Origin of the sequence: Povalibacter uvarum, assembly GCF_014202975.1 — a bacterium.
GTDB lineage: Bacteria > Pseudomonadota > Gammaproteobacteria > Steroidobacterales > Steroidobacteraceae > Steroidobacter > Steroidobacter uvarum.
In genome coordinates this window covers 1,007,857-1,033,690 of sequence record NZ_JACHHZ010000003.1, presented here as the reverse complement: position 1 = coordinate 1,033,690, position 25,834 = coordinate 1,007,857, and the positions used below count along the sequence as shown (strand labels likewise).

Below are 25,834 nucleotides of genomic sequence, written 5' to 3'. Positions count from 1 at the left end.
CCGAATCGCCCGGACTACTTCAGCACCTCCGCCAGGGCCTTCGCATAGGCCGCGATGTCTTCGTCGGTTCGGGTTTCGGTGGCGCACACGAGCAGCGCGTTGCCGAGTTCGGGGTAGCGTCGCGACAGGTCGAAGCCGCCGATGATGCCGCGGCTGGCGAGCGCTTCGATCACGTCCGAAACCTTGCGATCGAGCTGCAGGACGGCTTCATGGAATCGCGGGCCCGCGAATGCGAGCTTGACGCCCTTCACCTTCGTCAGTGCCGCAACCAGCTCGCTCGTGCGGCGCTGACAGGTGGATGCGACTTGCTCGAGACCTGATGCGCCGAGCAACGACATGTAGATCGTTCCGGCGGTCACCAGCAGTCCCTGGTTCGTGCAGATGTTCGAGGTCGCCTTGCTGCGGCGGATGTGCTGCTCGCGCGCCTGCAACGTCAGCGTGAATCCCGGCTTGCCGTCGAGATCGACCGTACGACCGATGATGCGACCCGGCATCTGGCGAACGTGCTCCATGCGCGTCGTCATGAAACCGAAGTTGGGACCGCCGGACGAAAGCGGCACACCGAACGGCTGCCCGTCACCGACGACGACGTCGACACCTTTGGCGCCCCACTCACCCGGCGGCTTCAGGATCGCAAGCGACATCGGATTCACGACCGCGATGACCAGCGCGCCGTTCGCGTGCGCCCAGTCGGTGATCGCATCGACATCCTCGAGCAAGCCGAAGAAATTCGGATGCTGGATCACGACTGCGGTGATGTCCTGGCCGCTGTACGCATTGAAAGCCGAAGCGGCGGTCGTTCCCGTGCCCGGCGTGTAGGCCACGGTTTCAAACGTGAGCTGCTGTCCTTCGGCGATCGCACGCGAAACTTCCAGATACGTCGGATTCACCGTCGTCGGCACGAGGATGCGCGCGGACTTCGACTTGCGATTCGCGCGCACGGCCATGAGACAGGCTTCCGCCAGCGCCGATGCGCCGTCGTACAGCGACGCGTTCGACACCTGCATGCCCGTCAGGCTCGCCATCATCGTCTGGTATTCGTACAGCAACTGCAGCGTGCCCTGGCTCGCCTCGGCCTGGTACGGCGTGTAGGCGCTGTAGAACTCTCCGCGCGTGACGATCGCCCAGACGGCAGCGGGAATGTGATGCTCGTAGGCACCAGCGCCGATGAAGTTCAACGGCCGCCCGTCGCGCTGCGCACGCGATTGCATCAGGCGGTTGACCTCCATCTCGGTCAGCGCTTCGGGAATGCCCGCGAGCGACTGGATCCGCAGGCTGGCGGGAATCTCATCGAACAATGAATCGATCGCCGGCGCGCCGATGGCTGCCAGCATTTCTTTCACGTCGGTGTCGGTATGGGGAATGAAAGGCATGTCGATTCCTCAGTGCCCTTCCGCTTCCAGCGCCTTCTCATACGCTTTCGCGTCGAGGAGCTGGCCGAGCTCGGCGGAGTTGCTGGGTTTGATCTTGAACAGCCAGCCCTGGCCGTACGGATCCTGGTTCACCAGCTCCGGAGCGGAACCGAGCGAGTCGTTCGCAGCGATGACTTCGCCGGACAGCGGGCTGTACACGTCGGAAGCAGCCTTCACCGATTCGACGACCGCAGCCGCGCCGCCCTTGCTGAGCGACTTGCCCACTTCCGGCACTTCGACGAACACCAGATCGCCGAGCGCGCCCTGCGCGTGATCGGAGATGCCGATGGTGACCGTGCCGTCGCTCTCGACGCGCGCCCATTCGTGGGAATCGAGGTATTTCAGGTCAGCGGGAATGGAGGACATGGATTTTTTCCTGCGGAGAGAATGACGAAAGCAACGAGGGCGACGGCGATGACGAGGGCCCGAAACCGAGGACCGCGATCCTCGTGACTTTCGTGACCGTCGTGACCATCGTCACCGGTAATCTCAGATCAGCGCCTTGCCGTTTCGCACGAACGGATACTTCACGACCTTCGCGGGCAGCAGCTTGCCGCGAATGTCGACCTGCACCGTTTCACCGGTGGCGGCAGGCACGCGCGCGAAACCGATCGAGCGTTCGAGCGTCGGTGAGAACGTTCCGCTGGTCAGCTCGCCTTCGCCGATACCCGGCGCGACGACCTTCTGATGCCCGCGCAACACGCCGCGATCCTCGAGAACCAGGCCGACGAGCTTGCGCGGAATGCCGTTCTTGCGCAGCGCTTCGAGCGCAGGGCGCCCGACGAAATCACGCTCAGGCGGATCGAACGCGACGGTCCAGGTGAGCCCGGATTCGAGCGGGGACACGTTCTCGTCCATGTCGTTGCCGTAAAGGTTCATGCCGGCTTCGAGACGCAGCGTGTCGCGTGCGCCCAGACCGCACTCGGCAACACCGGCCGCTTTGAGATCCGCCCAGAACTTGGCGACTTCCGCGACGGGCATCATGACTTCCCAGCCGTCTTCGCCGGTGTAACCGGTTCGCGCGACGAAGTACTGCCCGAGCTCGCGACCGAAGAACGTCTTCAGCTCGAGTGCCGCCGGCGCATGCGAACCCAGCAATGTCGCTGCCTTGGCGCGGGCCTGCGGACCCTGAACTGCGATCATCGCGAGATCAGGGCGCGGACGAACATCGACACCGAAGGGACCAGCGAAGCGCTTCAGCCACGCCGTGTCCTTCTCGCGCGTGCCCGCGTTCACTACGACGCGGAACCAGTTCTCGTTGATGAAATAGACGATGAGATCGTCGACGACGCCGCCGGTCTCGTTGAGCATGCAGCTGTAGAGCGCCTTGCCCGAGTCCTTCAGCTTCACGACATCGTTCGCGAGGAGATGACGCAGATACTCGCGCGTGCGCGGACCGGTGATGTCCGCAATGAGCATGTGCGAGACGTCGAACATGCCCGCATCGCGACGAACGGCGTGATGCTCTTCGATCTGGGACCCGTAGTTGACGGGCATGTCCCAGCCGCCGAAATCGACCATACGCGCGCCGGACGCGACGTGCGTGTCATGGAGAGGTGTCTTGAATCCCATCAGCTGGCTTCCGGTGAAACGAATTCGCGAACATAGGTTGCGTCAGACCGCTTTCGCGATCCGGCGCCCCTCTGTCCTGCGACCTGAGAGATCCGGTATCTGAAATCCGCCTGGGCGGCGATACCTCTCCCCTTCGGTGAGCCGGGAATGCATACATTCCGGCTACTCTCCAGAGCCCGTCGAGCGACGATGATGAAGTCGTCACAAGGGCGCGCCGTTCATTTGCCTGAGCGTTTCCGGGCGGTTGCGCCTTCGGCGGCGAGACGAACTCGCTCTCTCCGGCCGCGCCTTGCGATGGGTGGCGGTATGGTAGCCGAGGCTCCCGTGTCGCGCTCAGGAATTTCCGAAACGGACTCTCCACGGGGAGCACGGGGAACCGCGGGGGCAGACTCTGTCTTTCGTAACTTTCGACATGGAGAATCTTTCTCCGTCCGGACTGATGATGTGCAGCGCACGATGACGTTTGCGGCGCAAGCCGTGGGCTGCGTTACAATTCCGGCCCTTTTCCTTCCGACCCATCCTACCCGTGACCCGCCGCCATTCGATTCCCGTCCGCATCGGTTCCGTCACCGTCGGCGGAACAGCGCCGATCGTCGTGCAGTCGATGACGAACACGGACACCGCCGACATCGAGTCGACGACGCAGCAGATCCGCGATCTGGCGCGCGCCGGTTCCGAGCTCGTGCGCGTGACGGTCAACACCGACGAGGCAGCCGCGGCGGTCCCGCACGTTCGCGACAGGCTCGCGAAGTCCGGCGTGCACGTTCCCATCGTGGGCGATTTCCATTTCAACGGTCACAAACTGCTCAAGGCTCACCCGGCGTGCGCCGAAGCACTGGCGAAGTACCGCATCAACCCGGGCAACGTCGGTCGCGGCAGCAAACGCGATCCGCAGTTCGCCGAGATGATCGAGGTCGCGTGCCGCAACAACAAACCCGTCCGCATCGGCGTGAACTGGGGCAGCCTCGACCAGGACCTGCTGACGCGGTTGATGGACGAGAACTCGAAGATCGCCGAACCGCTCGATGCGCGCGACGTCACTCGCGAAGCATTGGTCGTGTCTGCCCTGGAATCCGCGAAGCGCGCGATCGAACTCGGGCTGCCGCAGAACCACATCGTGATCTCCTGCAAGGTCAGCGGCGTGCAGGATCTGATCTCCGTGTACCGCAATCTCGCGAAGCGCTGCGACTACGCCCTGCACCTCGGACTGACCGAAGCCGGCATGGGATCGAAAGGCATCGTCGCATCGACCGCGGGCATGAGCGTGCTGCTGCAGGAAGGGATCGGCGACACGATCCGGGTATCGCTCACGCCGGAGCCGAACGGCGATCGCACCCAGGAAGTCATCGTCGCGCAGGAGATCCTGCAGACGATGGGTCTGCGCTCGTTCACGCCGATGGTCGTTGCGTGCCCCGGCTGCGGACGCACTACCTCGACCTACTTCCAGGAACTCGCACAGAAGATCCAGTCGCACCTGCGCCATCAGATGCCGCAGTGGCGCAAGCAATACGTCGGCGTCGAGGAAATGACGGTCGCCGTCATGGGCTGCGTCGTGAACGGCCCGGGTGAAAGCAAGCATGCCAACATCGGCATCAGCCTGCCCGGCACGGGGGAGCGGCCCGTCGCGCCGGTGTATATCGACGGCGAGAAAGGTCCGACACTGAAGGGCGATCACATCGCCGAAGAATTCCAGACACTGGTCGAAGACTACGTCGCCCGTACGTATGCTTCGAGGTCAACTTAAGATCGAAGAAGAAGATCCCCACGGGTACACGGGGAACACTGGGTTCGGAACAGAGATTGATTCTTCGCATCCCCGTGCACGCCGTGATCCCCGTGGAAAATCCTACTCTTCTTCCGGAGAACTTGAACATGAGCGGACTGACAGAGAAGAAATGCGTACCGTGCGAAGGCGGAATCGATCCGCTGTCGCCAGCGCAGGCCGAAGGCCTGATGAAGCAGCTCCAGCCGGAATGGACGCTGTCGGCGGATGCGAAGAGCCTGCATCGCGAATGGAAGTTCAGGAACTTCTATCACACGATGAGCTTCGTGAACGCGGTGGCGCACATCGCCAACGCGGAAGATCATCATCCGGACATCGAATGCGGCTGGGGCTACTGCCGCCTCAAGTACTCGACACACGCCATCAACGGATTGTCGGAGAACGACTTCATCTGCGCGGCGAAGATCGACGGCATTCCGAAGCAGTAGGCCAAAGCCCGTCATTCCCGCGAACGCGGGAATCCATCCTCGCTGAAGGCATGGATCCCCGCCTGCGCGGGGAGGACGGCTTTCATCGCCGTCACTTCTCCATCACCGGGTGCGCGAACTCGCGTCGCGAGAAATCGATCCGACCCGGCGCTGACGCCGCGAAGTCGGCGCGTTGCTCGCAGATCTGCAGGCGCCGCAGCAATCCCTGACGATTTGCAATCTGGATCGCGAGTCCGGGACGGGCGTTGAGCTCGAGCACCAGCGGGCCGAGGTCGCGATCGAGAACGATGTCGACGCCGATGTAGCCGAGCCCTGTCAGCTCGTAGCACCGTGCGGAGATGTCGAGAATCACATCCCAGTCCGGAATCTGCAGGCCGGCGACCGGGTTGCTGGTGTCCGGGTGATGCGTGACGACTTCCGTGCCGACGACGCCGTCGAGCGTCACACCGGTCGCAATGTCGATGCCCGCCCCTACCGCGCCCTGATGCAGATTCGCTTTGCCATGCGATGCGCGTGTCGGCAGTCGCACCATCGCCATGATCGGGTAGCCGCGGAAGACGATCACGCGGACATCCGGCACGCCCTGGAAGCTGATGCGTTCGAACAGCGCCGAGAACCGCACCATGTACTCGACGATGACCACGTCGGGAACGCCGCCGAGACTGAACTGGCCGTTGATCGCATTCGACAGGTGATGCGACAGGAACTCATCGTCGAGCAACGCTCCGCTGATGGTCCGGTAGCGGCCCGCGCTGCGACCGGCGATCACGACGATGCCGTCGCCCGCGCTGCCGTGCGCCGGCTTCAGCGCGAACTCGGGCCGGTTGTGAACGATCTCGGGCAGACGACGGATGTCGTGCTGCGTTTCGATGACGCCGTAGAGCTCAGGAACGGCAATGCCGGCCTGGATCGCCAGGCGCTTCGTCTGCAGCTTGTCGTCGACGAGCGGATACAGACGGCGCGGATTGAACTTGAGGATGTAGTCGCCGTTGCGCCGGTTGAGACCAAGCACACCGAGAGCGTTCAGATTCCGGGAGCGACTTAGCATGGCTCAACGAACGCCGGCTTCACGGGCACGTGCGAGCATCATGTCTCGGCCCTCGCACCATCCTCCTGCAGCGCCTTGAAGCGGCGCAGTTCCAGCAAGCGGTAGCCGGTGTAGCGACCGACGAGCAGCGCGGCCGCGAGCACCAGCAGCAGCAGTTCCGGGAATACGAAGATCAGGTGCTCGAGCCAGGCGATGCCCATCACCAGGTACGCAACGGCCGCGACGATCAGGCTGCCTGTACCCTCCTGGATGGCCTCATACGCGCCGCGCTCTTCCCACACGATCGACATGCGCTCGATCGTCATCGAGATGATGACCATCGGAAACAGCGCAATCGACAGGCCGGGCTGCAGCCCGAGGCGGTGGCTCAATACGCTGATGCCCGCCATCAGCAGCACGACGACCGTCAGCACGCACGTCAATCGCGGTACCAGCAGCAGGCGCAGCTTCTCGAGATAGAAGCGGATCAGCAGGCCCAGCGACACGATGATCGCGAACAGCACGATGCCCCAGACCAGCCGCGTTTCGCGAAACGCGAGCGCCACCAGCACGGGCATGAAAGTACCGAACGTCTTCAGGCCGATGAAGTTGCGCAGGAACATGATCACGAGCGCACCGATCGGGATCATCAGCAGGACGGTATAGACCGCCTGCGTCGCGATCGGCAGCGAGAAGAGTGAAAACTCCGCCGAGTGCGACCCGCTGCGCTCCGCCCTTCGTTCGGCCACGAGCATGGAATCGAGCAGGCTCTGCTGAACTGCAACCGTTACATCGAGTCCCGAGCCGCCTTCCACGCTCGCGATGCTTTCATCGCCGCGCCACCAGATCAGGAAATCGGGCGGCAGGCCCTGCTGCAGGGTCTGCGGATTGAAGTACAACCATTCCACGCCGTCATGGACTTCGAGCAGCACTTCGGGCTGCACCGCGCCCGCACGATCCCTCAGATTCACGCCATGGGCGATGCGCGCCGGAATCTGTGCACCGGCGAGGAATATCGTCGCTAGATGCGCGCGATCGGAGGGTGTCGCGGTCCGATCGAGAAACAGCCGGATATACGGATCGTTCTGCCCCTGCCCGATATGCCGGAGCAGTTCGGTCGTGAAACTCGCGACGTCGGCCGACTGGCGGCGCACGTCAGCGATCAGACCCTCCATCGCGATGCGCGATGCCTCATCGAGCTTGGGTGCTTCGGGGAACGCCGGAGTGGTGTCTTCGGCCTGACGAGTCGGATCGCGATACACGACCGCGCGGTAGTAGACCGTCTGCGGCCCACTGGCTTCACGCACTGCCCATTGAGCTTCACGACCCGCTGCCGCTGGACGCGTCGTGACTCCGAATCCTCGGGAGATGAAGTTCTCGTCCATCAACGAGTAGCCGGGGGTGAGCGACGGGATTCGCAGGGTCGCCTTCACCGCCGCGGGACCGGGCGTGAACGAGACCGCGGCCTCGATCGTCCAGATCTGCGTCTGCTGCTGCGGCATGACGGGGAAGCCGAGCATCTTCGCCTTGTACGCGAACATGGACAGCGCCAGCACGGTCAGCACGGCGGCCAGGAAGTAGATGTGACGGTTATTCAAGCGGACGAGAGCGTAGCGGGTTTGCGGCGCTGTCTCAAACTTACGACAGCGCGAAGCGCAAGAGCGTGCTCAGCGCAGCAGGGAGCGCGAGTCTTCGAGCGGAATCGTGGCGAGCAGGTCGACCGGTGACGCGGCGAAACGACTGGCGGCCGCGATTCCGGTGCGATCATTGCCAGCGTCCAGCTCCCACTGGGCATGCTCGATGAGCAGCATGAGCTGCCATGCGCGACCGATGGTCATTACAACGCGCCTGGCGCCGGCCTGCAGCGACGTTGCTTCGCCGTTGCGACCCAACCATTCGACGACGTGATCGAGCGCTGCCGCGGCCTGAGCCGCAAGCTCCCCTAGCCGCGCATCGGTTGCGAGCGAACGGCATTGAGCCACCCGCTCGATGAGCGCCCGCAGTCCCGATGCGGCATCTCCGCGCAGCAGCGCATCGAGCGCCAGCACGTTGGTCGTCCCCTCCCAGATCGGCAGGACCTGCGTATCGCGCAGCAAGGCCGGCAAGCCTGTGTCTTCGACGTATCCGGCGCCCCCGAAAGCCTCGATCGCTTCACTGGTCACCGCGACAGCCTGTTTCGCCGTCAGCAGCTTTGCGATCGGCGTCAGCAATCGCAGCAGCGCACGCTGATGGTCACCCATCTCGTTCGCTTCGAGCCTCCCCATCAACTCGACCAATTCGAAGGCCAGCAACGTCGCTGCGCGGGTCTCCGCTTCGAGACCGGCCAGCGTATCGACATGAAGCGGGAGGTCCTCGAGAGATGAGCCGAATGCGCGCCGCTCACCCGCATACGCTTTCGCCAGCGCAACACCGCGCCGCATGAAGGCGGCGGAGGTCACGCTGTTCCATGCGCGCGTGACAACGAGCATTGGCTCGATGTTGCGGGTTCCGTTGCGTGTGTCGCCGACCAGCTCCGCGACGGCACCGTCGAGCAGCAGCTCGGCCGTCGGCACCTTCCGCGTGCCCAGCTTGTCCTTCAGTCGCTCGACACGAATGCCGTTGAGCCCGCCGGCCTGATCGTGCGTCTCGACGTAGAACATTGCGAGGCCCGAGCCGCCCGGACCGTTCCCCTCAGGCCGGGCGAGCGTCAGCGCCATCTGCGACGTAATTGCCGATGTGAACCACTTCTTGCCATACAGTCGCCAGCGACCATCGTCTCCGTGTCGCGCCTGCGTCAACGAGATACCGACGTCCGATCCGCCGGTCGACTCCGTCATCCATTGACCACTCGTCCAGGCGTCCGCTGGATTGCGACTCGTGAGCCGCGGAATCGCTCGTGCCGCCAGCGCTGCGTTCCCGGATACGCCGAGCGTTCTCGCTGCGCCGTCGGTCATCGCGAGCGGACAGGTGTAGACGTCCGACGATGGATGAAACAGATACACGAGAGCGAACTGGTGGATGCGCGAATGGCGACCATGGCGCCGCTCGTAAGGGATGGCGATCAGGCCGCTGCGCACCGCGACCTGCGCAGCCCGCGCCCACAGCGGCGTCACCTCGATCCGGTCGATTCGATTGCCCCAGGCATCCCATTGGGTCAGCTCCGGTTCGCGGAGCCGATCCTGCAACTGCAGCTCGTACAGCTCTCCGCCGGCGAGCTCGCCCATCGAATCGAGCTCGGATTCGATCTCCCGGAGCATGTCCGCCGGGAGTTTGCGCCGCAGCCACGACTTCAGCAGCGCGTCGTCGCGATACTGATTGCCGATCCGCGGCGGAGACTGGATGAAGATGTTCGTCGACATGGATGCGGCCCGCCTGTCCAGGCTCGGAAGGATACGCGCTCAGCGGACCTCGGCCAGGCCGCCAGCGATCCCATGGGGCGAAAGCAGGATCTGCCACAACTGGATGCGCCGCGCACGAAAGGCCGCCGCGGACGAGAGGAGCCAGAACTCCCACATCCGGCGGAAGCGTTCGCTGTACTTCGCGGCGAGCTGCGGCCACGCGGCACGGAACCGCTCGTGCCAGGCGAGCAGCGTCCTGTCGTAGTGCGGGCCGAACGAATGCCAGTCCTCCACGTTGAACAGGCCTTCCACGGCGGTGGCGATCTGCGCAATCGACGGCAGGAGCGAATTCGGAAAGATATAGCGCTCGATCCAGGGGTCGTTCGCTTCCTGCGATGAGTTGCTGCCGATCGTGTGGAGCAGGAACAGCCCCTGCGGCTCCAGCAGATGAGCGGCGGTCGAAAAAAACGTGCGGTGATTGCGGAAACCGACGTGCTCGAACATGCCGAGCGAATAGATGCGATCGAACCGGCCGGTGAGCGCGCGGTAATCCTCCAGCAGGATCGCCACCGGCAGGCCCTTGCACCGCTCGACAGCCGCCGCTGCCTGATTCTTCGAGACCGTGACTCCCGTCACCTTCGCGCCGTAACGCTCGGCCGCGAACTGCGCGGCGCCGCCCCATCCGCAGCCGATATCGAGCACGGTCATGCCCGGCTCGAGTCGAAGTTTGCGACAGACCATGTCGAGCTTCGCTTCCTGCGCCTCCTCCAGCGTCCGCGCATTCTTCCAGTAGGCACAGCTGTAGATCATCCGCGAGTCGAGCATGTGCTCGTAGAGATCGTCGCCGATGTCGTAGTGCTGCTCGCCGACCTTGAAGGAGCGGCGCGGTGTCTGCGGATTGCGGACCGAAGCAGTGATCGCGGCCCACATCTGGCGCAAGGTGGGAAGATGTCTCTCCGCATGCGCACGGAAGACGCGGAACAGCATTTCATCGAGCCGCTCGCATTCCCACTGGCCGTCCATGTAGGCCTCACCCACGCCGAGCGATCCCTGCGACAGCACACGACGGAAGAATCCCGGATCCTTGACCTGGATATCCCACGGGGCATGACCGTCGAGCGCGACGCCGGTCCCTTCTAACAACGATTCGACAGCTGCACGATGTGAACTCATAGAGGGGTGAGCTCATGGAAGACCGCTATCGATGCTCTCGCGTCGACGACGTTGCTTCCGAGCGTCGCGCCGCCTCCCCGCGGTGTCAAGTTACGCGGCTGCGCCGAAGATCGCCGGCAGCTTTTCGTCTATCTGATCCGTCGGACGATCGAAGGCGTGTCGCCGGCGATGCCCATCGCCCTGCCGATGAGGAAGCGTTTCGCCGTTGCGCTCTGGTCGACGGCGGAAAGCCCCGTCCTGCGAAGCCAGCTGAGCGTCGCGCTCGAGTTGCTGAAGAGGCGGTTGAGTCCATCGATGAGCCCCAGCGCGATCGTGTTCTCACTCTTGCGCCATCGCTCATAACGACGCAGTACGCGCGATTCGCCCAGCACCGAAGCGCTGCTTCCCGCCTGCGCCTCGGCAGCGAGGATCTCGACGAGCGCCGCGCAGTCGAGGAAGCCCAGGTTGACGCCCTGTCCTGCCAGCGGATGCACGGCATGTGCGGCATCCCCTACAAGAACGAATCGCGTCGCGCTGTAGGAGACTGCATGAATCAGCCGCAACGGAAACGCCCCTCGCGGCCCGGTCGCAGCCACTTTCCCCAGCACGCCGTCGATCGCATCCGCAATCTGCTGGCCCAATACGTCGGTGGGACATTCACAAAGCTGCTGCGCGTGTTCAGGCGTTGTCGTCCATACGATGGAACTGCGGCCATCAGCGAGCGGCAGGAACGCGATCGGTCCCGCGGACAGAAATCGCTGCCATGCTGTGTGGGCGTGAGGATATTCCGTGGCTACGTGGGTCACGAAGGCCCGCTGTTCGTAGCTCCACCCTGACGTCTCGATGCCGGCCAGCTTGCGGCTGAGAGAATCCGCGCCATCCGCACCGACGATCAGGCTGGCGGAAATCGTTCGCCCATCGGCCAGCGTAACCGCCGCGTGATCGTTCTCGATCGCAAGCTGCTTGAGCTCGGCGCGAAGCACGGTGACCTGGCGCATCGGCGAGGAGTCGTAGATCGCCCACTGCAGGCGGCGGTTCTCAACGATAGCACCGAGGTCCGGTTCGCTCGTCGCACTCGCCGAGAAATGGATCGATCCCGGGCTGTGCGGTCGGCCGGCCCCATCCCACACCGTCATCTGCGAGTAGGGCGACACATGCTGTGCGGGAATGCGGGACCAGGCGCCAACCGAATCGAGAATGCGCTGCGATGCTCGGGAAATCGCTGAGACCCTCAGATCCACATCCGTGCCCGCCGGCGGCATCGTCGGCGGATTCGCATCCAACAGCGCGATACGCAACCGCGAAAGTTCGCGGTCATTCGCCATGAGCGCGGCCAGGCACGCGCCTACCATGCCGCCGCCGATGATCAGAACGTCGAAGTCAGTTCTCATCGTCAGAGCTTCGCGCCGCGGGCCAGTCGTGGAATCCGCCCCGCTGCGCCCAACGAAAGCTGGGACAGTGCATCCTTCGCAGAGGGCATGAGGTCGAACGCCAGCATTCCGAGATTGCGGGCCAGCTTCACGGGTCCGAACGGTTGCGAGAACAGACGGACCAGGCCGTCGGTGAACCCGACGATCTTCTGCCGATCCGCGCTGCGCCACTCGCGATAGCGCTCGAGCAGCAAGCCATCTCCCGCGTCGAACTCTTCGTCCCCGCGCCGCTCAGCCAGTGCATCGGCGAGAACCTCGGCGATGCTTGCAGCGTCGCGCAGCCCCAGGTTGAAGCCCTGGCCCGCGATCGGATGCAAGGCCTGCGCTGCATTCCCGACGACTGCCAGGCGAGGCGCGACGTGTTCGTCGGCTCGGGTGAGCGCAAGCGGATACAGCTGACGCGATCCCACTTTCGTGAAGCGTCCGAGACGAAATCCGAACGCCTGCTGCAATCGTTCGAGGAAGGCGCCATCGGCCAGCCCGGTCATCCGCGCGGCGACATCCGGCGTGAAGGTCCAGATCAAGCCGCATCGGCCTTCTGACATCGGCAACAACGCGATCGGCCCTTCCGGTGTGAAGCGTTCGTACGCGACGTAGTCATGGAAGCGCTGCGTGAACACGTTGGTGACGAGCGCATGCTGGCCGTAATCCCACGTCGTCGAGCCGATCCCGGCGGACTCGCGCACGATCGAGCGCGCCCCGTCGGCGGCAATGACGAGCTTGGCCTGAACGGTGACAGTAGCCTCGCTCCCCACCTCGCAGGTGATCTCGCGGCCGTCATCCTTCAGCTCGGAAGACATGACCTTCGCCGGCGCCAGGATCGCAACCGCCTCTTCCTGCAACCGCCGCCACAGGGCGGCACCCATGATTCGATTGATCACGACGAAACCGAGCGCCTGCAGGTTCTGCTCCTGCGCATCGATGCGGGCGAACGCAAAGCGTCCCTGATCCGAAACGTGGATCCGTCGGATCGGCGTGGCCTCGCGCTCCAGCAAGGGCCATACGCCGATGCCCTGGAAGATCCGCCGGCTGCCATTGGAGAGCGCCGTGGTTCGATCGTCGAAACTCGGTTGATCCGTGCTGCCGAAGGGATGCGCCTCGATGAGGACGACCTTCAGCTTCAGGCTCGACAGCGCGAGCGCGAGGCTCGCACCGACCAGTCCGCCGCCCGCGATGGCTACGTCGACTTTCATGCTGCCTGCATCAGCTTTTCGATGGCATCGGCTTCCTTGACCAGGCCATCCGTGAGGACTTCATTGCCATTGGAGGTCACGACGACGTCATCCTCGATCCGGATGCCGATGTTCCACCAACGCTTGGCCACGCCCGTTGTGCCGGCCGGAATGTAGATACCAGGCTCGACCGTCATGGCCATGCCCGGCTCCAGCACGCGCCACTGTTCGCCGACCTTGTAGTCGCCGACGTCGTGCACATCCATGCCGAGCCAGTGACCGGTGCGGTGCATGTAAAACTTGCGATAGGCGCCGTCGCGGATCAACGCCGGCACTTTGCCCTTCAGGATGCCCAGCTTCACGAGACCCTGCGTGATGGCCTTCACCGCGGCGTCGTGCGGCTCATTCCAGTGGTTGCCCGGCTTCACTTTCTCGATCGCGGCGTACTGTGCATCCAGCGCGACCTCGTAGAGGGCACGCTGCTCGGGCGTGAACCGGCCGTTGACCGGGAACGTCCGCGTGATATCGGATGCATAGAGCTCGTATTCGCACCCCGCGTCGATGAGCAGCAGCTCGCCATCCTTCAGCTCATCCGAATTCTCGTGGTAGTGCAGGATGCAGCCATTCGCTCCCCCGCCCACGATGGGGTGGTAGGAGATGTCCGCATTGCTGCGCCGGAACTCGTGCAGCAATTCCGCCATGACCTCGTATTCCATGCGTCCCGGCCGCGTGAACTGCATCGCCCGCTTGTGCGCCGCGACGGCGATCCGTGCCGATTGCCGCATGGCCTCGACTTCCGGCTTCGCCTTGTACAGACGCATGTCGTGCAGCAGATGATCCAACGCAACGAACTCCTGCGGGGGCTGAACGCCGGTCCGCGCCTGCGACTTGAGCCGGTTCACCCACCCGATCACGCGCTGATCGAAGTCCTGGTGCACGCCCATCGTGTAATGGACGCGGGAACAGTTCTCCATCAGCCCCGGCAGGATGTCGTCGATATCGCCGATGGGGAATGCATCGTCGGCTCCATAGTCCCGCGTCGCACCTTCGGGACCGGCGCGACGACCGTCCCAGGTCTCGCGGGTCGGGTCACGATCGCGCACGAAGAGGACGTATTCACCATGAGGCCGCCCCGGGACGAGGACCGCCACCGACTCGGGCTCGCCGAATCCGGTGAGGTAGAAGAAATCGCTGTCGGGCCGGTAGTGGTAGAGCACGTCGCTGTTGCGGGGCACCTCCGGCACCGCGGGCAGGATGACGATGCCACCCTTCCCGATCATCTTCATCAGCTCACGACGGCGGCGAACGAACTCGGCTTTGCGCATGCAGTACTCGTGGCGGGATTTCAGTGCTGGAGGTCGTCGTCCGATTCATCGAAGTCGTCGCTCTCGACCGACCGCGGTTCCTCGTCGCCCGACCGCACTCCTTCGAGCTCGTCGTGAATCAGCTGCGTTGCGGCACGCACGTATTCCACGACTTCGACATAGGCTTCTTCGTCTTCTTCGGACTCGACGCCGGGCTCGACTTCCGCGCGCCCGATGTTCGTGAAATCCACCAGGACCTCGTCGATGCTGCGCGGCATGTTCTCGGCGTCGATCTTGCGGACGCTGCCCAGGCCATAGAGGAACCCCTGGCACCATTGCGACAGCGCCGCGGTCCGCTGCTCGAGCTTCACATCGTCATCGGGCAGGAACGGCTGGAAATCCATGTCCTCGCCGCGCAACGCCCGCACCGTGTCGGCGTAGAGCAGCTTCATCACCTGGCCGACGTCATCCGGCACCACCGCGCCTTCTTCGACGGGAACGAGCTCTTCCAGCCACCGGTCGAGCGAGTAATCCTGAGTGATGCAGAGCGCGCCGCACAGGCATCCGTGGCCTTCCGCGACGGGCACCGCCGATCCGACACTCTGCATCGCCTTGACGATCTCGGGGAATGTGACCTGCAACATGGGGTTATGTTAGCACTGGCCGCGCAATGCGCCGCGGAATGCGCAGTCGCACTGCCCCATCGTTCGTTTGACCGACCTGTACCGCGGTCGCATAATCACGCGCGTGAGCGAATCCAGAAACATGTCGGCGAATCAGGAACTGGAACTCCTCGAGCAGCGGCTCGGAGAACTGGTCACGATGGTGACTCAGCTCAAGGAAGAGAATCGGGCGCTGCGACAGCGTCTCGACGGCCTGACGACCGAACGCGCAACCCTGCTGCAGAAGAACGAGCAGGTCCGAACCCGCGTGGAGGCGATGATCGGTCGCCTGAAAGCGATGGAGCATGGCGCATGACTGAGAGAGCCGTTCGGGTCAGTGTCCGGATCCTGGAGAAGGAATACCAGGTCGCTTGTCTGCCCGAAGAGCGCTCGGAACTTCTGGACTCCGCCGAGTATCTGAACGAGAAGATGCGCGAGATCCGCGATGCCGGGAACATCATCGGCCTGGATCGCATCGCGGTGATGGCCGCGCTGAATCTCTCGAACGAATTGTTGAAGGTGAAGCGGCAGGGTGCCGGTAGCGAAACCGCCCCCCGTGTTCGCCAGATGCGCGAAAGGGTCGAAGCAGCACTGGCCAAGGGTCAGCAGCTGGACCTGTGACGCGCATCGATCTGTTAGCTGTCCGCTAGCTCACTTTTGTGAGCTACGGAACCGGGATCGTCGCGAATCGTTGTTCGGTCGATGGTTCTTTGACAGCGATCCGTCTCTATGGCGCCGCCTGCGGTGTACGACAGGTGTCGGGTTACCTCTCGACCCTAACGTTAATACCCACGGGGTTCGGTCTCACGCCGGCATTGTGCATGTCCGTCTTCGACGGGAAGCCTGAGCTGTCGTGGCTGCACCCCACCTATTGCTCCGTGTCGAGAGCAATGGCACCACCGGCACAGGCGGGGGGCGCCGCCCTCTTTCGCGGATGAGCGACTCTCATCCGATCCCACCTGACCGCGACGTCCCAGCCGGCGACGTCGCGGTGACCACGTCGATACCTGAGCGCGAGCGTCTGCGACGCGAGATGCGCAGACGCCGCAGCGATCTCTCACAACGCGAGCGGATGGCCGCAGCGCACGCGATCGCGCAATCCCTCTACCGACTACGGGTCCTGCGCCGGGGTGCGCATGTGGCCGCTTACATCGCGCACCGCGGCGAAGTAGACCTTGGACCCACGCTTGCACGAGCGCGATCGCAGCGTTGCAACGTTTACCTGCCCTCCGTCACTCGCGCCGATGCCGGACTGATGCGATTCGTGCGGTTCGATGACCGACGCGCATTGCGGCGCAACCGGTTCGGCATCCTCGAGCCTCATCGAGACGCAATGAGCACCCCGGTACGTCGACTCGACGTCATCCTCCTCCCACTCGTTGCAGTCGATGCGCGCGGATGGCGACTTGGCAGCGGAGCGGGCTTCTACGATCGCTCGCTCGCGCACCTGAGGTACGGTCGGCGCTGGCGACGACCCAGACTCATCGGCGTCGCCTACGAGTTCCAACGTGTTGCGCAACTTGAACCCCAACCCTGGGACGTTCCGCTCGATGCCGTCGTCACCGAACGCGGCTTCTATCCGACGGCACGCCTGCGTCCCTGAAGAACGACCCTGACGAACGCCCTGACGAACGATAGAGGCACCCATGAACTACTGGCTGATGAAGTCCGAGCCCTCCACCTTCAGCATCGACCACCTGGCCGCCGCCAAGAAAAGCACGTCGGGCTGGGATGGCGTGCGCAACTTCCAGGCCCGTAATTTCCTGCGTGAAATGAAGAACGGCGACCTCGCCTTCTTCTATCACTCGAGCTGCGATGTGCCCGGTGTAGCGGGCATCGTGAAGGTCGTTCGCGAAGGCTATCCCGATCCGACCGCCTTCGATGCGAAGGACGATCACTACGACCCCGACAGCAAGCGCGACAACCCGCGCTGGTACTGCGTCGATGTGAAGCTCGAGAAGAAGTTCGATGAGGTCGTGACCCTCGAGGAACTTCGCAAGCACGAGAAGGGCAAACTGAAGAACATGATCGTGCTGAAGCGAGGCAATCGACTCTCGGTGACGCCGGTGACGAAGTCGGAATTCGAGTTCATCGCATCACTCGCCACATCGATCTGATGAGCGTCGCGGTGTGAACGAAACAACAATTTCGCATACACCTCTTGCTAGCCATTTTCAATTTATGTATATACTGCGCCCGGACTAACTCGACATGGAGATTAATGACTATGGCAACTAAAGCTAAGAAATCAGCAAAGAAGAAGGGCGGCAAGAAGAAGGCTGCCAAGAAGAAGTAAGTTCTCTTCTTGTTGATGTAGATGAAGACTGTGCCCGCGAAAGCGGGCACAGTCGTTTGCGGACCCTGGAAAACAAGCCTCAAACGCACGTTGCACGTTGCATCACCCACGAGCCGTAACGCCATGAACGCCGATCAGAAGAAGCGGATTGCAGCCGAAGCCGCCCTCGCCTACATCGATGACAACACCATCATCGGTGTCGGGACCGGGTCGACGGTGAACCATTTCATCGACGCATTGGCTGCGCGAAACGTGCGCATTCGGGGTGCTGTATCGAGTTCGGAGGCCTCGACCGAGCGCCTGAAGAAGCATCGATTCGATGTGATCGACCTCAACGCGGCGGGTGACCTGGACGTCTATGTCGATGGCGCCGATGAATCGGACCCGCAACTGCGCCTGATCAAGGGAGGGGGTGCCGCGCTGACGAGGGAGAAGATTGTTGCGGCCGCATCCCGACGCTTCGTGTGCATTGCGGACGATTCCAAGCTCGTCGACGTGCTCGGCAAGTTCCCCTTGCCGGTCGAAGTCATCCCGATGGCGCGTTCGTACGTCGCTCGACAGCTCGCGAAGCTGGGGGGAGAGCCCGTCTGGCGCGAGAATGTGATCACCGACAACGGCAATCAGATCCTCGATGTGCACGATCTGTCGATCACCGACCCTGTCGGCCTCGAAACGAGGATCAATCAGATCGCGGGTGTCGTAACCGTAGGGTTGTTCGCGCACCGCCCCGCCGATGTCCTCATCCTGGGAACGGATGCAGGGGCGAAAGTGTTGCCCTGAAGCACCAGACTCACGATCAAAGGGCGTCTCGTACCTCACGAACGAGCGCCGGACCGCGGTAGATGAGACCGGAGTACACCTGAACCAGGTCGGCACCGGCCTCCAGTGACCCTCTCGCATCGTCCGCGGACAGAACTCCCCCCGCGGCGATGATGACCAGTCGATTCTTCGATTGCGTCCTCAGATGCCGGATCGCATTGCGAGACAACTCGAGCAGCGGAGCACCGCTCAACCCGCCCTTCTCACTGTCTTCGAGTCCCGCGGGACGGCTCAACGTCGTGTTCGTGGCGATCACTCCATCGACCCCGAGATCGATCAGCAGCATCGCAATCGCAGTGAGTTCATCGGGATTCAGGTCAGGTGCGATCTTGGCGAGCAAAGGAGTGTGCCTGCCCCGCTTCGCTTCGAGACGCTGTCCTTCCTCGCGAAGGCTTTCGAGAATCGGTCGCAGCTGATCGACCTGCTGCAACTGTCGCAGTCCCTGCGTGTTCGGTGACGAGACATTGACGGCAACGTAATCGGCATGCGGAGCGAGCAGCCGATAGCAGGATACGTAGTCGTCGATTGCCTGTTCGATCGGCGTCGAGGCGTTCTTCCCGATGTTGACCCCGAGCACACCCGGATAACGTCGCCGGACCAACCGCGCGGCAACGGCATCCGCACCATCATTCGGAAAGCCCATGCGATTGATCAGCGCGCGATGCTTCGGCTGGCGGAAGAGGCGCGGCAGTGGTTGCCCGGTCTGCGGCCGTGGCGTAACGGTACCGACTTCGATGAACCCGAACCCGAGCGATCCGAGCGCATCGATGTAGCGGGCGTTCTTGTCGAAACCAGCGGCGAGGCCGACGCGGTTCGGGAATCGCAGACCCATGAACGTGCCAGCTTCACGATCGTCATCACGCGGACGTCGCACGACTCGCAATCGATGAGCGATCCGCAGCGACGAAAGAGCGAGTGCGTGTGCCCGCTCGGGAGGCAGCGTGAACAGGAAGGGTCGCAGGGAGGAATAGAGACCAGAAGGCATGATCATCCGATTCGGGCAGCGAGCTTGCTCCGCGAGCAGCTTCCAGGTTTTCCGGCCGTTGCCGGACGCCAGAAACGACAAGGCCCGCAGAAGCGGGCCTTTTCGTTTTTGGCTGGGGGACTAGGATTCGAACCTAGGTTGACGGAGTCAGAGTCCGTAGTCCTACCGCTAGACGATCCCCCAAAAGCCGACCTGCAGCCGAAGCGATTAACGCTTCGAGAACTGCGTGCCGCGACGTGCCTTGCGGAAACCGACTTTCTTACGTTCGACTTCGCGTGCATCGCGAGTGACGTAGCCTGCATCGCGCAACGTCTTGCGCAGGGTCTCATCGTATTCCATGAGAGCGCGGGTCAGACCGTGACGGATAGCGCCGGCCTGGCCGGTGGTGCCACCGCCCTTGACCGTGACTTTCACATCGAACTTGGTCTCGAGCTGCACGACTTCGAGCGGCTGACGCACGATCATGCGGGCCGTCTTGCGGCCGAAGAATTCATCGAGCGGACGATCGTTGACCGTGATGTTGCCGCTGCCCGGGCGCAGGAACACGCGAGCGGTGGAGGTCTTGCGACGGCCGGTGCCGTAATTCGTCGAAACTGCCATGTGAATATCGCCTGTTAGATCTCGAGCGCCTTGGGCTGCTGGGCGGTGTGCGGGTGCTCGGCACCGGCAAACACGTGCAGCTTCTTGAACATCTTCCGGCCGAGCGGATTCTTCGGGAGCATGCCCTTCACCGCGAATTCGATCGCGCGTTCCGGGTGCTTCTCCAGCAGCTTCTCGAGACTCGTCGTCTTGAGGCCGCCCATGTAGCCGGTGTGATGATGATAGAACTTGTCGGTCAGCTTCTGACCCGTGACACGCACCTTGCCCGCGTTCAGGACAATGATGTTGTCGCCCGTATCCACGTGCGGCGTGTAGGAAGCCTTGTGCTTGCCACGCAGACGCATCGCGAGCTGCGAGGCCAGACGGCCCAGCGTCTTGCCCGTCGCGTCGACCACGTACCAATCACGGCGCACCGTAGCCTCGTTGGCGAATACGGTTCTCATTGAATTCTCCGGGAAAATCTCGCCCAGGGGGGCGGAAAGGGCGGCAAGTCTAAAGGACGACTCCAGCCATTGCAAACCATTCGGACCGGCTCCGGTCAAGACCGGCATCCCGCACCGGGCCGGCGTCGGGAGCCGACATATATAATGAGCCCCATGTCTAAGGCCCAGCCTGCTTCACCCGGCCAGGACCGGGTACTTTCCCTGATCGACCGGCTCATCGAACCCGTCGACCAGGGGTTACGGACCCTGTTCGGAGCCGGGAAAGCCGCCCGGCCCTACCCGGCCGAAAGCTTTCCCGAAACCGTCGAATCCGACGCCGATCGCCGGGAGGTCGCCGCCCTCATGCGGGTGAACCATTCCGGCGAGGTCGCTGCCCAGGCCCTGTATCAAGGACAGGCTTTCGTCGCCACCGACGAAGCCCTACGTGACTCGCTGCTCGAGGCCGGTCGGGAGGAAGCCGACCACCTGGCCTGGTGCTCGCAACGGGTCCAGGAGATGGGCGGCCGGACGAGTCTGTTCGATCCGTTCTGGTACGCAGGGTCGTTCGCGATCGGGGTGCTCGCGGGGCTCGCCGGCAATCGCACCAGCCTCGGCTTCGTCGCCGAGACCGAAAAGCAGGTCGTTGACCACCTCAACGGTCACCTTCAGCGGCTGCCGAATGAGGACATGCGTACTCGCGCGATCATCGATCAGATGAGTGCGGACGAAACACGCCACGGACACAATGCAATGCAGGCCGGCGGTGCGGAATTGCCCAGGCTGGCGCGCTCGCTGATGAAGCTCACGGCGAAGGTCATGACACGCACGGCCTACAGGATCTAGTTGCTCAATAATCAAAAACTTGCGGTGAAGCTGTAGACTGTATTAAAAGGCGCGCAAGAGAATTCACTGCATTTTGTCTGGTCACACGCATAAAACCCCAGGGGTGAGTATGGAAGAGGGCGCAAGGCCATTGAGCGACATACCGGCCATCAACCGGTTTCTGAGCTATTGCCGCATCCGCACGGTGCCTTCCAAGACGGTCGTCATCCACGCGGGTGATCTTCCCGACGTTCTGTACTACATCGTCAGCGGTTCGGTCGAAGTGATGATCGAAGACGAGGAAGGCAACGAGATGGTGCTCGCCTACCTCAACAAGGGTCAGTTCTTCGGTGAGATGGGCCTGTTCTACGAACAGCCCACGCGCAGCGCCTGGGTACGTACGCGCCAGCAGTGCGAACTCGCTGAAATGACCTATCCCCGCTTCCGCCAGCTCGCCGCCGAAAGCCCGGGCCTGGTGTTCGAACTCGCCACGCAGCTCGCCACCCGACTCGATCGCACCAACCGCAAGCTCGGCGATCTCGCATTCGTCGATGTCACCGGCCGCGTTGCTCACGCAATCATGGATCTGTGCAGCGAGCCCGATGCGATGACGCATCCGGAAGGCATGCAGATCAAGGTCAGCCGCCAGGAACTCTCGCGACTGGTGGGATGCTCGCGCGAAATGGCGGGCCGCGTGCTCAAGGTGCTGGAAGACCAGGGCCTGCTGCGCGCCACCGGCAAGACCATTGTGGTCTACGGCGCTCGCCCGAAGATGAAGACGAAGCCGCCGCTGGCTGCTGCCGCAGCCGCCGCGGGTCGTGGTCCGGTGACGAACAATCGCCGCGTCGATGATGAAGACGATGACGATTTCGATGACGACGACGAAGAATAAGATTCTCGCCTGAGCCCGGGATCGTCGAATCCCGGGCCTTGGCGGCTGCCAGTGACCGTTGTCAGCCCTGCCCCGCCTTCGCTATCTCCGCCCGCATCTCCGCAATCGTCGCCCGATAGTCCTTCGCGCCGAAGATCGCGGATCCCGCCACGAACGTATCCGCACCCGCCGCGGCGATCTCGCGGATGTTGTCGCCCTTCACGCCGCCGTCGATCTCCAGCCGGATCTCGCGACCGCTCGCGCGAATGCGCTCGCGAACTTCCTTGAGCTTCGTGAGTGCCGAAGGAATGAACTTCTGGCCGCCGAACCCCGGGTTCACGGACATGATCAGGATCATGTCGACCTTGTCCATCACGTGGTCGAGCCAGTTCAGCGGTGTGGCGGGATTGAAGACCAGCCCCGGCCGGCAGCCGTGTTCGCGAATCAATCCGAGCGTCCGGTCGACGTGATCGCTGGCCTCGGGGTGGAATGAAATCCACGTCGCTCCCGCCTTCGCGAAATCGGGAATGATGCGATCGACCGGCTTCACCATCAGATGCACATCGATCGGCGCGGTGATTCCGTACTTGCGCAACGCCTCGCATACGAGCGGCCCGATCGTGAGATTGGGGACGTAGTGATTGTCCATGACGTCGAAGTGGACGACATCGGCGCCTGCATCGAGCACCGCGCGCACTTCTTCACCGAGCCGCGCGAAGTCCGCAGACAGGATCGATGGAGCTATCCAGGGCGTAGACATGGGATCGACTCTCCTCTCACTTCATTCCGCGCGCGTCGCGCAGCACTTCGTAGGCTGCACGGATCTGGCGGGTCTTTTCCTCGGCCATCTTCATCATCGACTCCGGCAGGCCCTTCGCGTGCAGTTTGTCGGGATGATTCTGGTTCATGAGACGGCGATAGGCTTTTGTGACCTCCGAGTCCGAGGCGTTCGCCGCGACACCGAGCACTTCATAAGCCTGCGCAACCCGATCTGCGGCAGCGCGTGTGTCGTGCGCTTGATGTGCCGACTGCTGCATCCGCAGCAACGCTTCCATCTGCACGAGCTCGTACGCTGAGACATCGAGCGCCTCGCAAACCCGGCTCAGGACTTTTCGCGCAGCAGGATTCAGCCCACCGCCCCACAGGGCAGCCTGCAACTGGATCTGGACGAACATGCGGCAAAGGTCGGGGCGATTGCGACAGACGCGATACAGCTGCTGCAGGGCCGTCTCGAGCGGAAACTCGGGAGACTTGCCTTCGTTGAACAACTCGATGGCGAAGCGGATCTCGCGCTCGCCGAGCCTGAGCTCGTTCATCATGGCGCGGGCCGCGCGGATCTCTTCTTCCGAAACGCGTCCGTCGGCCTTCGCGACACGCCCCATGGCCTGGAAGGTCGCGCGAAAGAATGCCTCCTGCACGCCCAGCGCCGCTTCCCGAGGTCGCGCGCTGCGCAGCCTCGTTTCGGCTTCCACGTCGAACAAGTGCCCGATGAACGTGCCGAACAATGCACCGACCGGACCTGCGGCGAACACGCCCACCACAGCTCCCAATGCCTTGCCCTGCCACATCATTCGCTCGTCTGCCCTCGGGTTCGATCCCATGAATCTTGAAGCCATCCGGGGCCGCTGCGACAATCGCGGGCCCGCTGCAGGCACGGTCATGGTAGCAGCGGCCCGGTCGCCAGGACCGCGAATTTCTTACGGTACGTCCACGCGCAAGGCTTCCAGATGTCCGCGACAACCGCTTCCCCGCCATTGCTCCAGTCGAACCTCAAGAGCCTGAAGCGAATTCACCAGGGCAAGGTGCGGGATATCTACGCGGTCGACGATCAGCACATGCTCATCGTGACGACCGACCGCCTGAGCGCGTTCGACGTCGTGCTGCCGGATCCCATTCCCGGCAAAGGCAGCGTACTGACCCGCATCTCGCGTTTCTGGTTCGACAAAACGCGACACATCATCCCGAATCACCTGACGGATTTCCCCCTCGAGCGTGCCGTGCCGGATCCCGCCGAGCGTGCATTGATCGCCGATCGCAGCATGGTCGTCCGCAGGCTGAAGGCGCTGCCGATCGAAGCTGTCGTGCGCGGCTATCTCATCGGGTCGGGCTGGAAGGATTATCAGCAGACCGGCATCGTCTGCGGCATCACTTTGCCGCACGGACTGCGTCAGGCCGACAAGCTGCCGCAGGCGCTCTTCACACCATCGAGCAAAGCGCCGCAGGGACAGCACGACGAAAACATCAGCTACGAGAAAGTCGTCGCGACGGTAGGCAACGGGCTCGCCGAACAGATTCGCGCGAGCGCGCTCGCGCTTTATGGTTTCGCCGCCGAGCACGCGCTCAAGCGCGGCATCATCATGGCCGATACGAAGTTCGAGTTCGGTGTCGACGAAGCAGGCCATCTCACGCTGATCGACGAGGCGCTGACGCCCGACTCCTCGCGCTTCTGGCCCATGGACACGTATGCTCCCGGCAGCAGCCCGCCGAGCTTCGACAAGCAGTTCGTGCGCGACTACCTCGAAACGCTCGACTGGAACAAGCGCGCACCGGGCCCGTCGCTGCCGGCGCAGATCATCGCGAAGACCAGCGAAAAATATGCCGAGGCGCTACGCCGCCTGACGGAATGATTTCGAACGGCGGTGCGCGGGATCGCGGGCCGCCCGGGCTGATCATCGATGCGGTTCATGGCCGAAGAGGACTGCAAGTGACCGAAACAGGCTCGGTGAAATCGACTCCCGACCCGCGCGAACTCGCGCTCGTGGCGCCTTCCCGCCGTCTCAGGCACATGCCACGCACCGTGGCACTCGTGTATCTCACCGTCGGTGTTCTCTGGATTTTCCTGACCGATCGCCTCCTCGTGTGGATGCGCCTCGATCCTGATCTGATCCTGCGGCTGCAGACGTTCAAGGGCTGGCTGTTCGTCTTCGGCTCGGCCGTGATGATCTACCTGCTGCTGAAACAGTACGAACGCAGATCGCAGGTCTCGACGCACGCCCTGGTTCACTCGCAGAACGAAGTCCGGCGCATGAACGCCGAGCTCGAGCAACGCGTGGCCGCGCGGACCCTGCAGCTCGAATCAGCGAATCGTGAGCTCGAAGCGTTCGCATACGCCGTGTCGCATGACTTGCGGGCGCCGTTGCGGAGCATGTCGGGCTTCAGCCAGATCCTTCAGGAGACCGCCCCTGCGGGCCTCGATGAAAAATCGCTCGACTACCTGCGCCGGATTCGCGATGCCAGCCTGCGCATGTCGGCACTCATCGATGACCTGCTGAGCCTGTCCCGCATCAGCCGCAGCGAACTGGTGCCGCGCGCCGCGAGCCTGACCCAGATTGCGTCCGAAGCAGCGACAAACGTGCGCGATCGGTATCAGGGACGGCAAGTCGATCTGCGTATCCAGCCCGACATGGATGTTCACGGCGACACGCGCTTGCTCAGGATCGCGATGGAGAACCTGCTCGACAACGCATGGAAGTACACAGCGCATAGCCCGCATGCGCAGATCACCGTCGGCTCGCAGCCCGGCGAGCGTGGGCTCGTCTACTTCGTACGCGACAACGGTGTGGGTTTCGACATGGCATACTCGTCGAAACTCTTCGGCCCGTTTCAGCGGCTGCATCCCGACTCGCAATTTCCCGGCACCGGCATCGGTCTCGTGACCGTGCAGAGAATCATCGCACGGCACGGCGGGCGCATCTGGGCACAAGCGCACCCCGATCAGGGAGCGACCTTCTACTTCACGCTCGAATCGCAGTGATCGCTC

General features: G+C 63.1%; 26 protein-coding genes, 1 tRNA gene, 1 other RNA gene, 1 pseudogene and 2 riboswitches. Of the genes and pseudogenes, 12 read left to right on the top strand and 17 right to left on the bottom strand.

Features of this window, described 5'->3' with window-relative positions:
• Positions 1–14: 14 nt before the first annotated feature.
• The 3 genes from gcvPA to gcvT form a co-directional block, all read right to left on the bottom strand.
• Positions 15–1,373: an aminomethyl-transferring glycine dehydrogenase subunit GcvPA gene (gcvPA, locus tag HNQ60_RS15975; RefSeq protein WP_184333522.1), complete on the bottom strand. Its 1,359-nt coding sequence runs from the start codon at positions 1,371–1,373 to the stop codon at positions 15–17.
• Between the two features lie 9 nt (positions 1,374–1,382).
• Entirely contained in the window at positions 1,383–1,778 is a 396-nt protein-coding gene (gcvH, locus tag HNQ60_RS15970) for a glycine cleavage system protein GcvH (protein ID WP_184333520.1), read from the bottom strand.
• Positions 1,779–1,901: 123 nt separating this feature from the next.
• On the bottom strand, positions 1,902–2,984 hold the full coding sequence (gene gcvT, locus HNQ60_RS15965) for a glycine cleavage system aminomethyltransferase GcvT (protein ID WP_184333518.1): 1,083 nt from the start codon (positions 2,982–2,984) through the stop codon (positions 1,902–1,904).
• Between the two features lie 61 nt (positions 2,985–3,045).
• A riboswitch (glycine riboswitch) is annotated at positions 3,046–3,167 on the bottom strand.
• Positions 3,168–3,188: 21 nt separating this feature from the next.
• Positions 3,189–3,277: riboswitch (glycine riboswitch) on the bottom strand.
• Between the two features lie 233 nt (positions 3,278–3,510).
• On the opposite strand from gcvT, the gene ispG reads away from it, so the two are divergent.
• Both ispG and HNQ60_RS15955 read left to right on the top strand, forming a co-directional pair.
• Complete coding sequence (gene ispG, locus HNQ60_RS15960; protein ID WP_221304226.1) at positions 3,511–4,728, top strand: flavodoxin-dependent (E)-4-hydroxy-3-methylbut-2-enyl-diphosphate synthase; 1,218 nt, start codon at positions 3,511–3,513, stop codon at positions 4,726–4,728.
• Positions 4,729–4,856: 128 nt separating this feature from the next.
• Positions 4,857–5,195: a 4a-hydroxytetrahydrobiopterin dehydratase gene (locus tag HNQ60_RS15955; protein WP_184333516.1), complete on the top strand. Its 339-nt coding sequence runs from the start codon at positions 4,857–4,859 to the stop codon at positions 5,193–5,195.
• A gap of 91 nt (positions 5,196–5,286) precedes the next feature.
• On the opposite strand, the gene HNQ60_RS15950 is transcribed toward HNQ60_RS15955, so the two are convergent.
• From HNQ60_RS15950 to HNQ60_RS15915, 8 genes are all read right to left on the bottom strand, one after another.
• Entirely contained in the window at positions 5,287–6,243 is a 957-nt protein-coding gene (locus HNQ60_RS15950; RefSeq protein WP_184333514.1) for an alpha-L-glutamate ligase-like protein, read from the bottom strand.
• A 38-nt stretch (positions 6,244–6,281) separates the two neighbouring features.
• Positions 6,282–7,820, bottom strand: coding sequence for an inactive transglutaminase family protein (locus HNQ60_RS15945; protein ID WP_221304225.1), 1,539 nt, complete (start codon positions 7,818–7,820; stop codon positions 6,282–6,284).
• A gap of 69 nt (positions 7,821–7,889) precedes the next feature.
• Positions 7,890–9,560, bottom strand: a complete 1,671-nt coding sequence (locus HNQ60_RS15940) for an acyl-CoA dehydrogenase family protein (protein ID WP_184333512.1) — start codon at positions 9,558–9,560, stop codon at positions 7,890–7,892.
• Positions 9,561–9,599: 39 nt separating this feature from the next.
• On the bottom strand, positions 9,600–10,712 hold the full coding sequence (gene cfa / locus HNQ60_RS15935) for a cyclopropane fatty acyl phospholipid synthase (protein ID WP_184333510.1): 1,113 nt from the start codon (positions 10,710–10,712) through the stop codon (positions 9,600–9,602).
• Positions 10,713–10,840: 128 nt separating this feature from the next.
• Positions 10,841–12,082, bottom strand: a complete 1,242-nt coding sequence (locus HNQ60_RS15930) for a UbiH/UbiF/VisC/COQ6 family ubiquinone biosynthesis hydroxylase (protein WP_184333508.1) — start codon at positions 12,080–12,082, stop codon at positions 10,841–10,843.
• 2 nt (positions 12,083–12,084) lie between these two features.
• Positions 12,085–13,314, bottom strand: coding sequence for a 2-octaprenyl-6-methoxyphenyl hydroxylase (gene ubiH, locus HNQ60_RS15925; RefSeq protein WP_184333506.1), 1,230 nt, complete (start codon positions 13,312–13,314; stop codon positions 12,085–12,087).
• The gene (locus HNQ60_RS15920) at positions 13,311–14,618 is read right to left on the bottom strand and encodes an aminopeptidase P N-terminal domain-containing protein (RefSeq protein WP_184333504.1); all 1,308 of its coding nucleotides are present in this window, start codon (positions 14,616–14,618) and stop codon (positions 13,311–13,313) included. Before HNQ60_RS15920 ends, ubiH begins: the two co-directional genes overlap by 4 nt.
• A gap of 20 nt (positions 14,619–14,638) precedes the next feature.
• Positions 14,639–15,241 carry a UPF0149 family protein gene (locus tag HNQ60_RS15915; protein WP_184333502.1) on the bottom strand — a complete coding sequence of 201 codons (603 nt, stop codon included), beginning with the start codon at positions 15,239–15,241 and terminating at the stop codon, positions 14,639–14,641.
• 103 nt (positions 15,242–15,344) lie between these two features.
• On the opposite strand from HNQ60_RS15915, the gene HNQ60_RS15910 reads away from it, so the two are divergent.
• The 6 genes from HNQ60_RS15910 (at position 15,345) to rpiA (ending at position 18,335) form a co-directional block, all read left to right on the top strand.
• Positions 15,345–15,575, top strand: a complete 231-nt coding sequence (locus HNQ60_RS15910) for a TIGR02449 family protein (RefSeq protein WP_221304224.1) — start codon at positions 15,345–15,347, stop codon at positions 15,573–15,575.
• Complete coding sequence (locus HNQ60_RS15905; RefSeq protein ID WP_184333500.1) at positions 15,572–15,880, top strand: cell division protein ZapA; 309 nt, start codon at positions 15,572–15,574, stop codon at positions 15,878–15,880. The genes HNQ60_RS15910 and HNQ60_RS15905 overlap by 4 nt, the downstream gene beginning before the upstream one ends.
• 112 nt (positions 15,881–15,992) lie before the next feature.
• A non-coding RNA gene (gene ssrS, locus HNQ60_RS15900) (6S RNA) lies at positions 15,993–16,178 on the top strand.
• 72 nt (positions 16,179–16,250) lie between these two features.
• Complete coding sequence (locus HNQ60_RS15895) at positions 16,251–16,862, top strand: 5-formyltetrahydrofolate cyclo-ligase (protein ID WP_221304223.1); 612 nt, start codon at positions 16,251–16,253, stop codon at positions 16,860–16,862.
• A gap of 43 nt (positions 16,863–16,905) precedes the next feature.
• Positions 16,906–17,376: an EVE domain-containing protein gene (locus HNQ60_RS15890; protein ID WP_184333496.1), complete on the top strand. Its 471-nt coding sequence runs from the start codon at positions 16,906–16,908 to the stop codon at positions 17,374–17,376.
• A gap of 302 nt (positions 17,377–17,678) precedes the next feature.
• Positions 17,679–18,335: a ribose-5-phosphate isomerase RpiA gene (rpiA, locus tag HNQ60_RS15885; RefSeq protein ID WP_184333494.1), complete on the top strand. Its 657-nt coding sequence runs from the start codon at positions 17,679–17,681 to the stop codon at positions 18,333–18,335.
• Positions 18,336–18,351: 16 nt separating this feature from the next.
• On the opposite strand, the gene HNQ60_RS15880 is transcribed toward rpiA, so the two are convergent.
• The 4 genes from HNQ60_RS15880 to rplM form a co-directional block, all read right to left on the bottom strand.
• On the bottom strand, positions 18,352–19,359 hold the full coding sequence (locus HNQ60_RS15880; protein ID WP_184333492.1) for a quinone-dependent dihydroorotate dehydrogenase: 1,008 nt from the start codon (positions 19,357–19,359) through the stop codon (positions 18,352–18,354).
• 109 nt (positions 19,360–19,468) lie between these two features.
• Positions 19,469–19,542 (bottom strand) — tRNA-Gln (locus HNQ60_RS15875).
• Positions 19,543–19,566: 24 nt separating this feature from the next.
• Positions 19,567–19,959 (bottom strand): 30S ribosomal protein S9, encoded by a 393-nt coding sequence (rpsI, locus tag HNQ60_RS15870; protein WP_184333490.1) that lies wholly within the window; start codon positions 19,957–19,959, stop codon positions 19,567–19,569.
• 14 nt (positions 19,960–19,973) lie between these two features.
• Complete coding sequence (rplM, locus tag HNQ60_RS15865; protein ID WP_184333488.1) at positions 19,974–20,402, bottom strand: 50S ribosomal protein L13; 429 nt, start codon at positions 20,400–20,402, stop codon at positions 19,974–19,976.
• A gap of 201 nt (positions 20,403–20,603) precedes the next feature.
• Between rplM and coq7 the strand changes: the two genes are divergently transcribed.
• Together coq7 and crp are read left to right on the top strand one after the other, a co-directional pair.
• Complete coding sequence (coq7, locus tag HNQ60_RS15860; RefSeq protein ID WP_184333816.1) at positions 20,604–21,224, top strand: 2-polyprenyl-3-methyl-6-methoxy-1,4-benzoquinone monooxygenase; 621 nt, start codon at positions 20,604–20,606, stop codon at positions 21,222–21,224.
• Between the two features lie 109 nt (positions 21,225–21,333).
• Positions 21,334–21,969: pseudogene (gene crp / locus HNQ60_RS15855) on the top strand (cAMP-activated global transcriptional regulator CRP); the annotation flags it as partial.
• A gap of 187 nt (positions 21,970–22,156) precedes the next feature.
• Here crp and rpe read toward each other — a convergent pair.
• Positions 22,157–22,834, bottom strand: coding sequence for a ribulose-phosphate 3-epimerase (gene rpe, locus HNQ60_RS15850; protein WP_184333484.1), 678 nt, complete (start codon positions 22,832–22,834; stop codon positions 22,157–22,159).
• Between the two features lie 16 nt (positions 22,835–22,850).
• Complete coding sequence (gene djlA / locus HNQ60_RS15845; RefSeq protein WP_184333482.1) at positions 22,851–23,690, bottom strand: co-chaperone DjlA; 840 nt, start codon at positions 23,688–23,690, stop codon at positions 22,851–22,853.
• Between the two features lie 111 nt (positions 23,691–23,801).
• On the opposite strand from djlA, the gene HNQ60_RS15840 reads away from it, so the two are divergent.
• Positions 23,802–24,701 carry a phosphoribosylaminoimidazolesuccinocarboxamide synthase gene (locus tag HNQ60_RS15840; RefSeq protein WP_184333480.1) on the top strand — a complete coding sequence of 300 codons (900 nt, stop codon included), beginning with the start codon at positions 23,802–23,804 and terminating at the stop codon, positions 24,699–24,701.
• 77 nt (positions 24,702–24,778) lie between these two features.
• The gene (locus HNQ60_RS27570; RefSeq protein WP_184333477.1) at positions 24,779–25,828 is read left to right on the top strand and encodes a sensor histidine kinase; all 1,050 of its coding nucleotides are present in this window, start codon (positions 24,779–24,781) and stop codon (positions 25,826–25,828) included.
• Positions 25,829–25,834 lie beyond the last annotated feature (6 nt).

Bases quoted from the DNA above. Each gene is read 5' to 3' on its own strand.
- djlA (WP_184333482.1), bottom strand. From the start codon at position 23,690: ATGGCTTCAAGATTCATGGGATCGAACCCGAGGGCAGACGAGCGAATG.
- HNQ60_RS15930 (WP_184333508.1), bottom strand. From the start codon at position 12,082: ATGAGAACTGACTTCGACGTTCTGATCATCGGCGGCGGCATGGTAGGC.
- HNQ60_RS15890 (WP_184333496.1), top strand. From the start codon at position 16,906: ATGAACTACTGGCTGATGAAGTCCGAGCCCTCCACCTTCAGCATCGAC.
- rpe (WP_184333484.1), bottom strand. From the start codon at position 22,834: ATGTCTACGCCCTGGATAGCTCCATCGATCCTGTCTGCGGACTTCGCG.
- rplM (WP_184333488.1), bottom strand. From the start codon at position 20,402: ATGAGAACCGTATTCGCCAACGAGGCTACGGTGCGCCGTGATTGGTAC.
- HNQ60_RS15840 (WP_184333480.1), top strand. From the start codon at position 23,802: ATGTCCGCGACAACCGCTTCCCCGCCATTGCTCCAGTCGAACCTCAAG.
- HNQ60_RS15920 (WP_184333504.1), bottom strand. From the start codon at position 14,618: ATGCGCAAAGCCGAGTTCGTTCGCCGCCGTCGTGAGCTGATGAAGATG.
- HNQ60_RS15940 (WP_184333512.1), bottom strand. From the start codon at position 9,560: ATGTCGACGAACATCTTCATCCAGTCTCCGCCGCGGATCGGCAATCAG.
- rpsI (WP_184333490.1), bottom strand. From the start codon at position 19,959: ATGGCAGTTTCGACGAATTACGGCACCGGCCGTCGCAAGACCTCCACC.
- rpiA (WP_184333494.1), top strand. From the start codon at position 17,679: ATGAACGCCGATCAGAAGAAGCGGATTGCAGCCGAAGCCGCCCTCGCC.
- HNQ60_RS15905 (WP_184333500.1), top strand. From the start codon at position 15,572: ATGACTGAGAGAGCCGTTCGGGTCAGTGTCCGGATCCTGGAGAAGGAA.
- HNQ60_RS15950 (WP_184333514.1), bottom strand. From the start codon at position 6,243: ATGCTAAGTCGCTCCCGGAATCTGAACGCTCTCGGTGTGCTTGGTCTC.
- ubiH (WP_184333506.1), bottom strand. From the start codon at position 13,314: ATGAAAGTCGACGTAGCCATCGCGGGCGGCGGACTGGTCGGTGCGAGC.
- HNQ60_RS15955 (WP_184333516.1), top strand. From the start codon at position 4,857: ATGAGCGGACTGACAGAGAAGAAATGCGTACCGTGCGAAGGCGGAATC.
- cfa (WP_184333510.1), bottom strand. From the start codon at position 10,712: ATGAGTTCACATCGTGCAGCTGTCGAATCGTTGTTAGAAGGGACCGGC.
- gcvH (WP_184333520.1), bottom strand. From the start codon at position 1,778: ATGTCCTCCATTCCCGCTGACCTGAAATACCTCGATTCCCACGAATGG.
- gcvPA (WP_184333522.1), bottom strand. From the start codon at position 1,373: ATGCCTTTCATTCCCCATACCGACACCGACGTGAAAGAAATGCTGGCA.
- HNQ60_RS15880 (WP_184333492.1), bottom strand. From the start codon at position 19,359: ATGCCTTCTGGTCTCTATTCCTCCCTGCGACCCTTCCTGTTCACGCTG.
- HNQ60_RS15915 (WP_184333502.1), bottom strand. From the start codon at position 15,241: ATGTTGCAGGTCACATTCCCCGAGATCGTCAAGGCGATGCAGAGTGTC.
- gcvT (WP_184333518.1), bottom strand. From the start codon at position 2,984: ATGGGATTCAAGACACCTCTCCATGACACGCACGTCGCGTCCGGCGCG.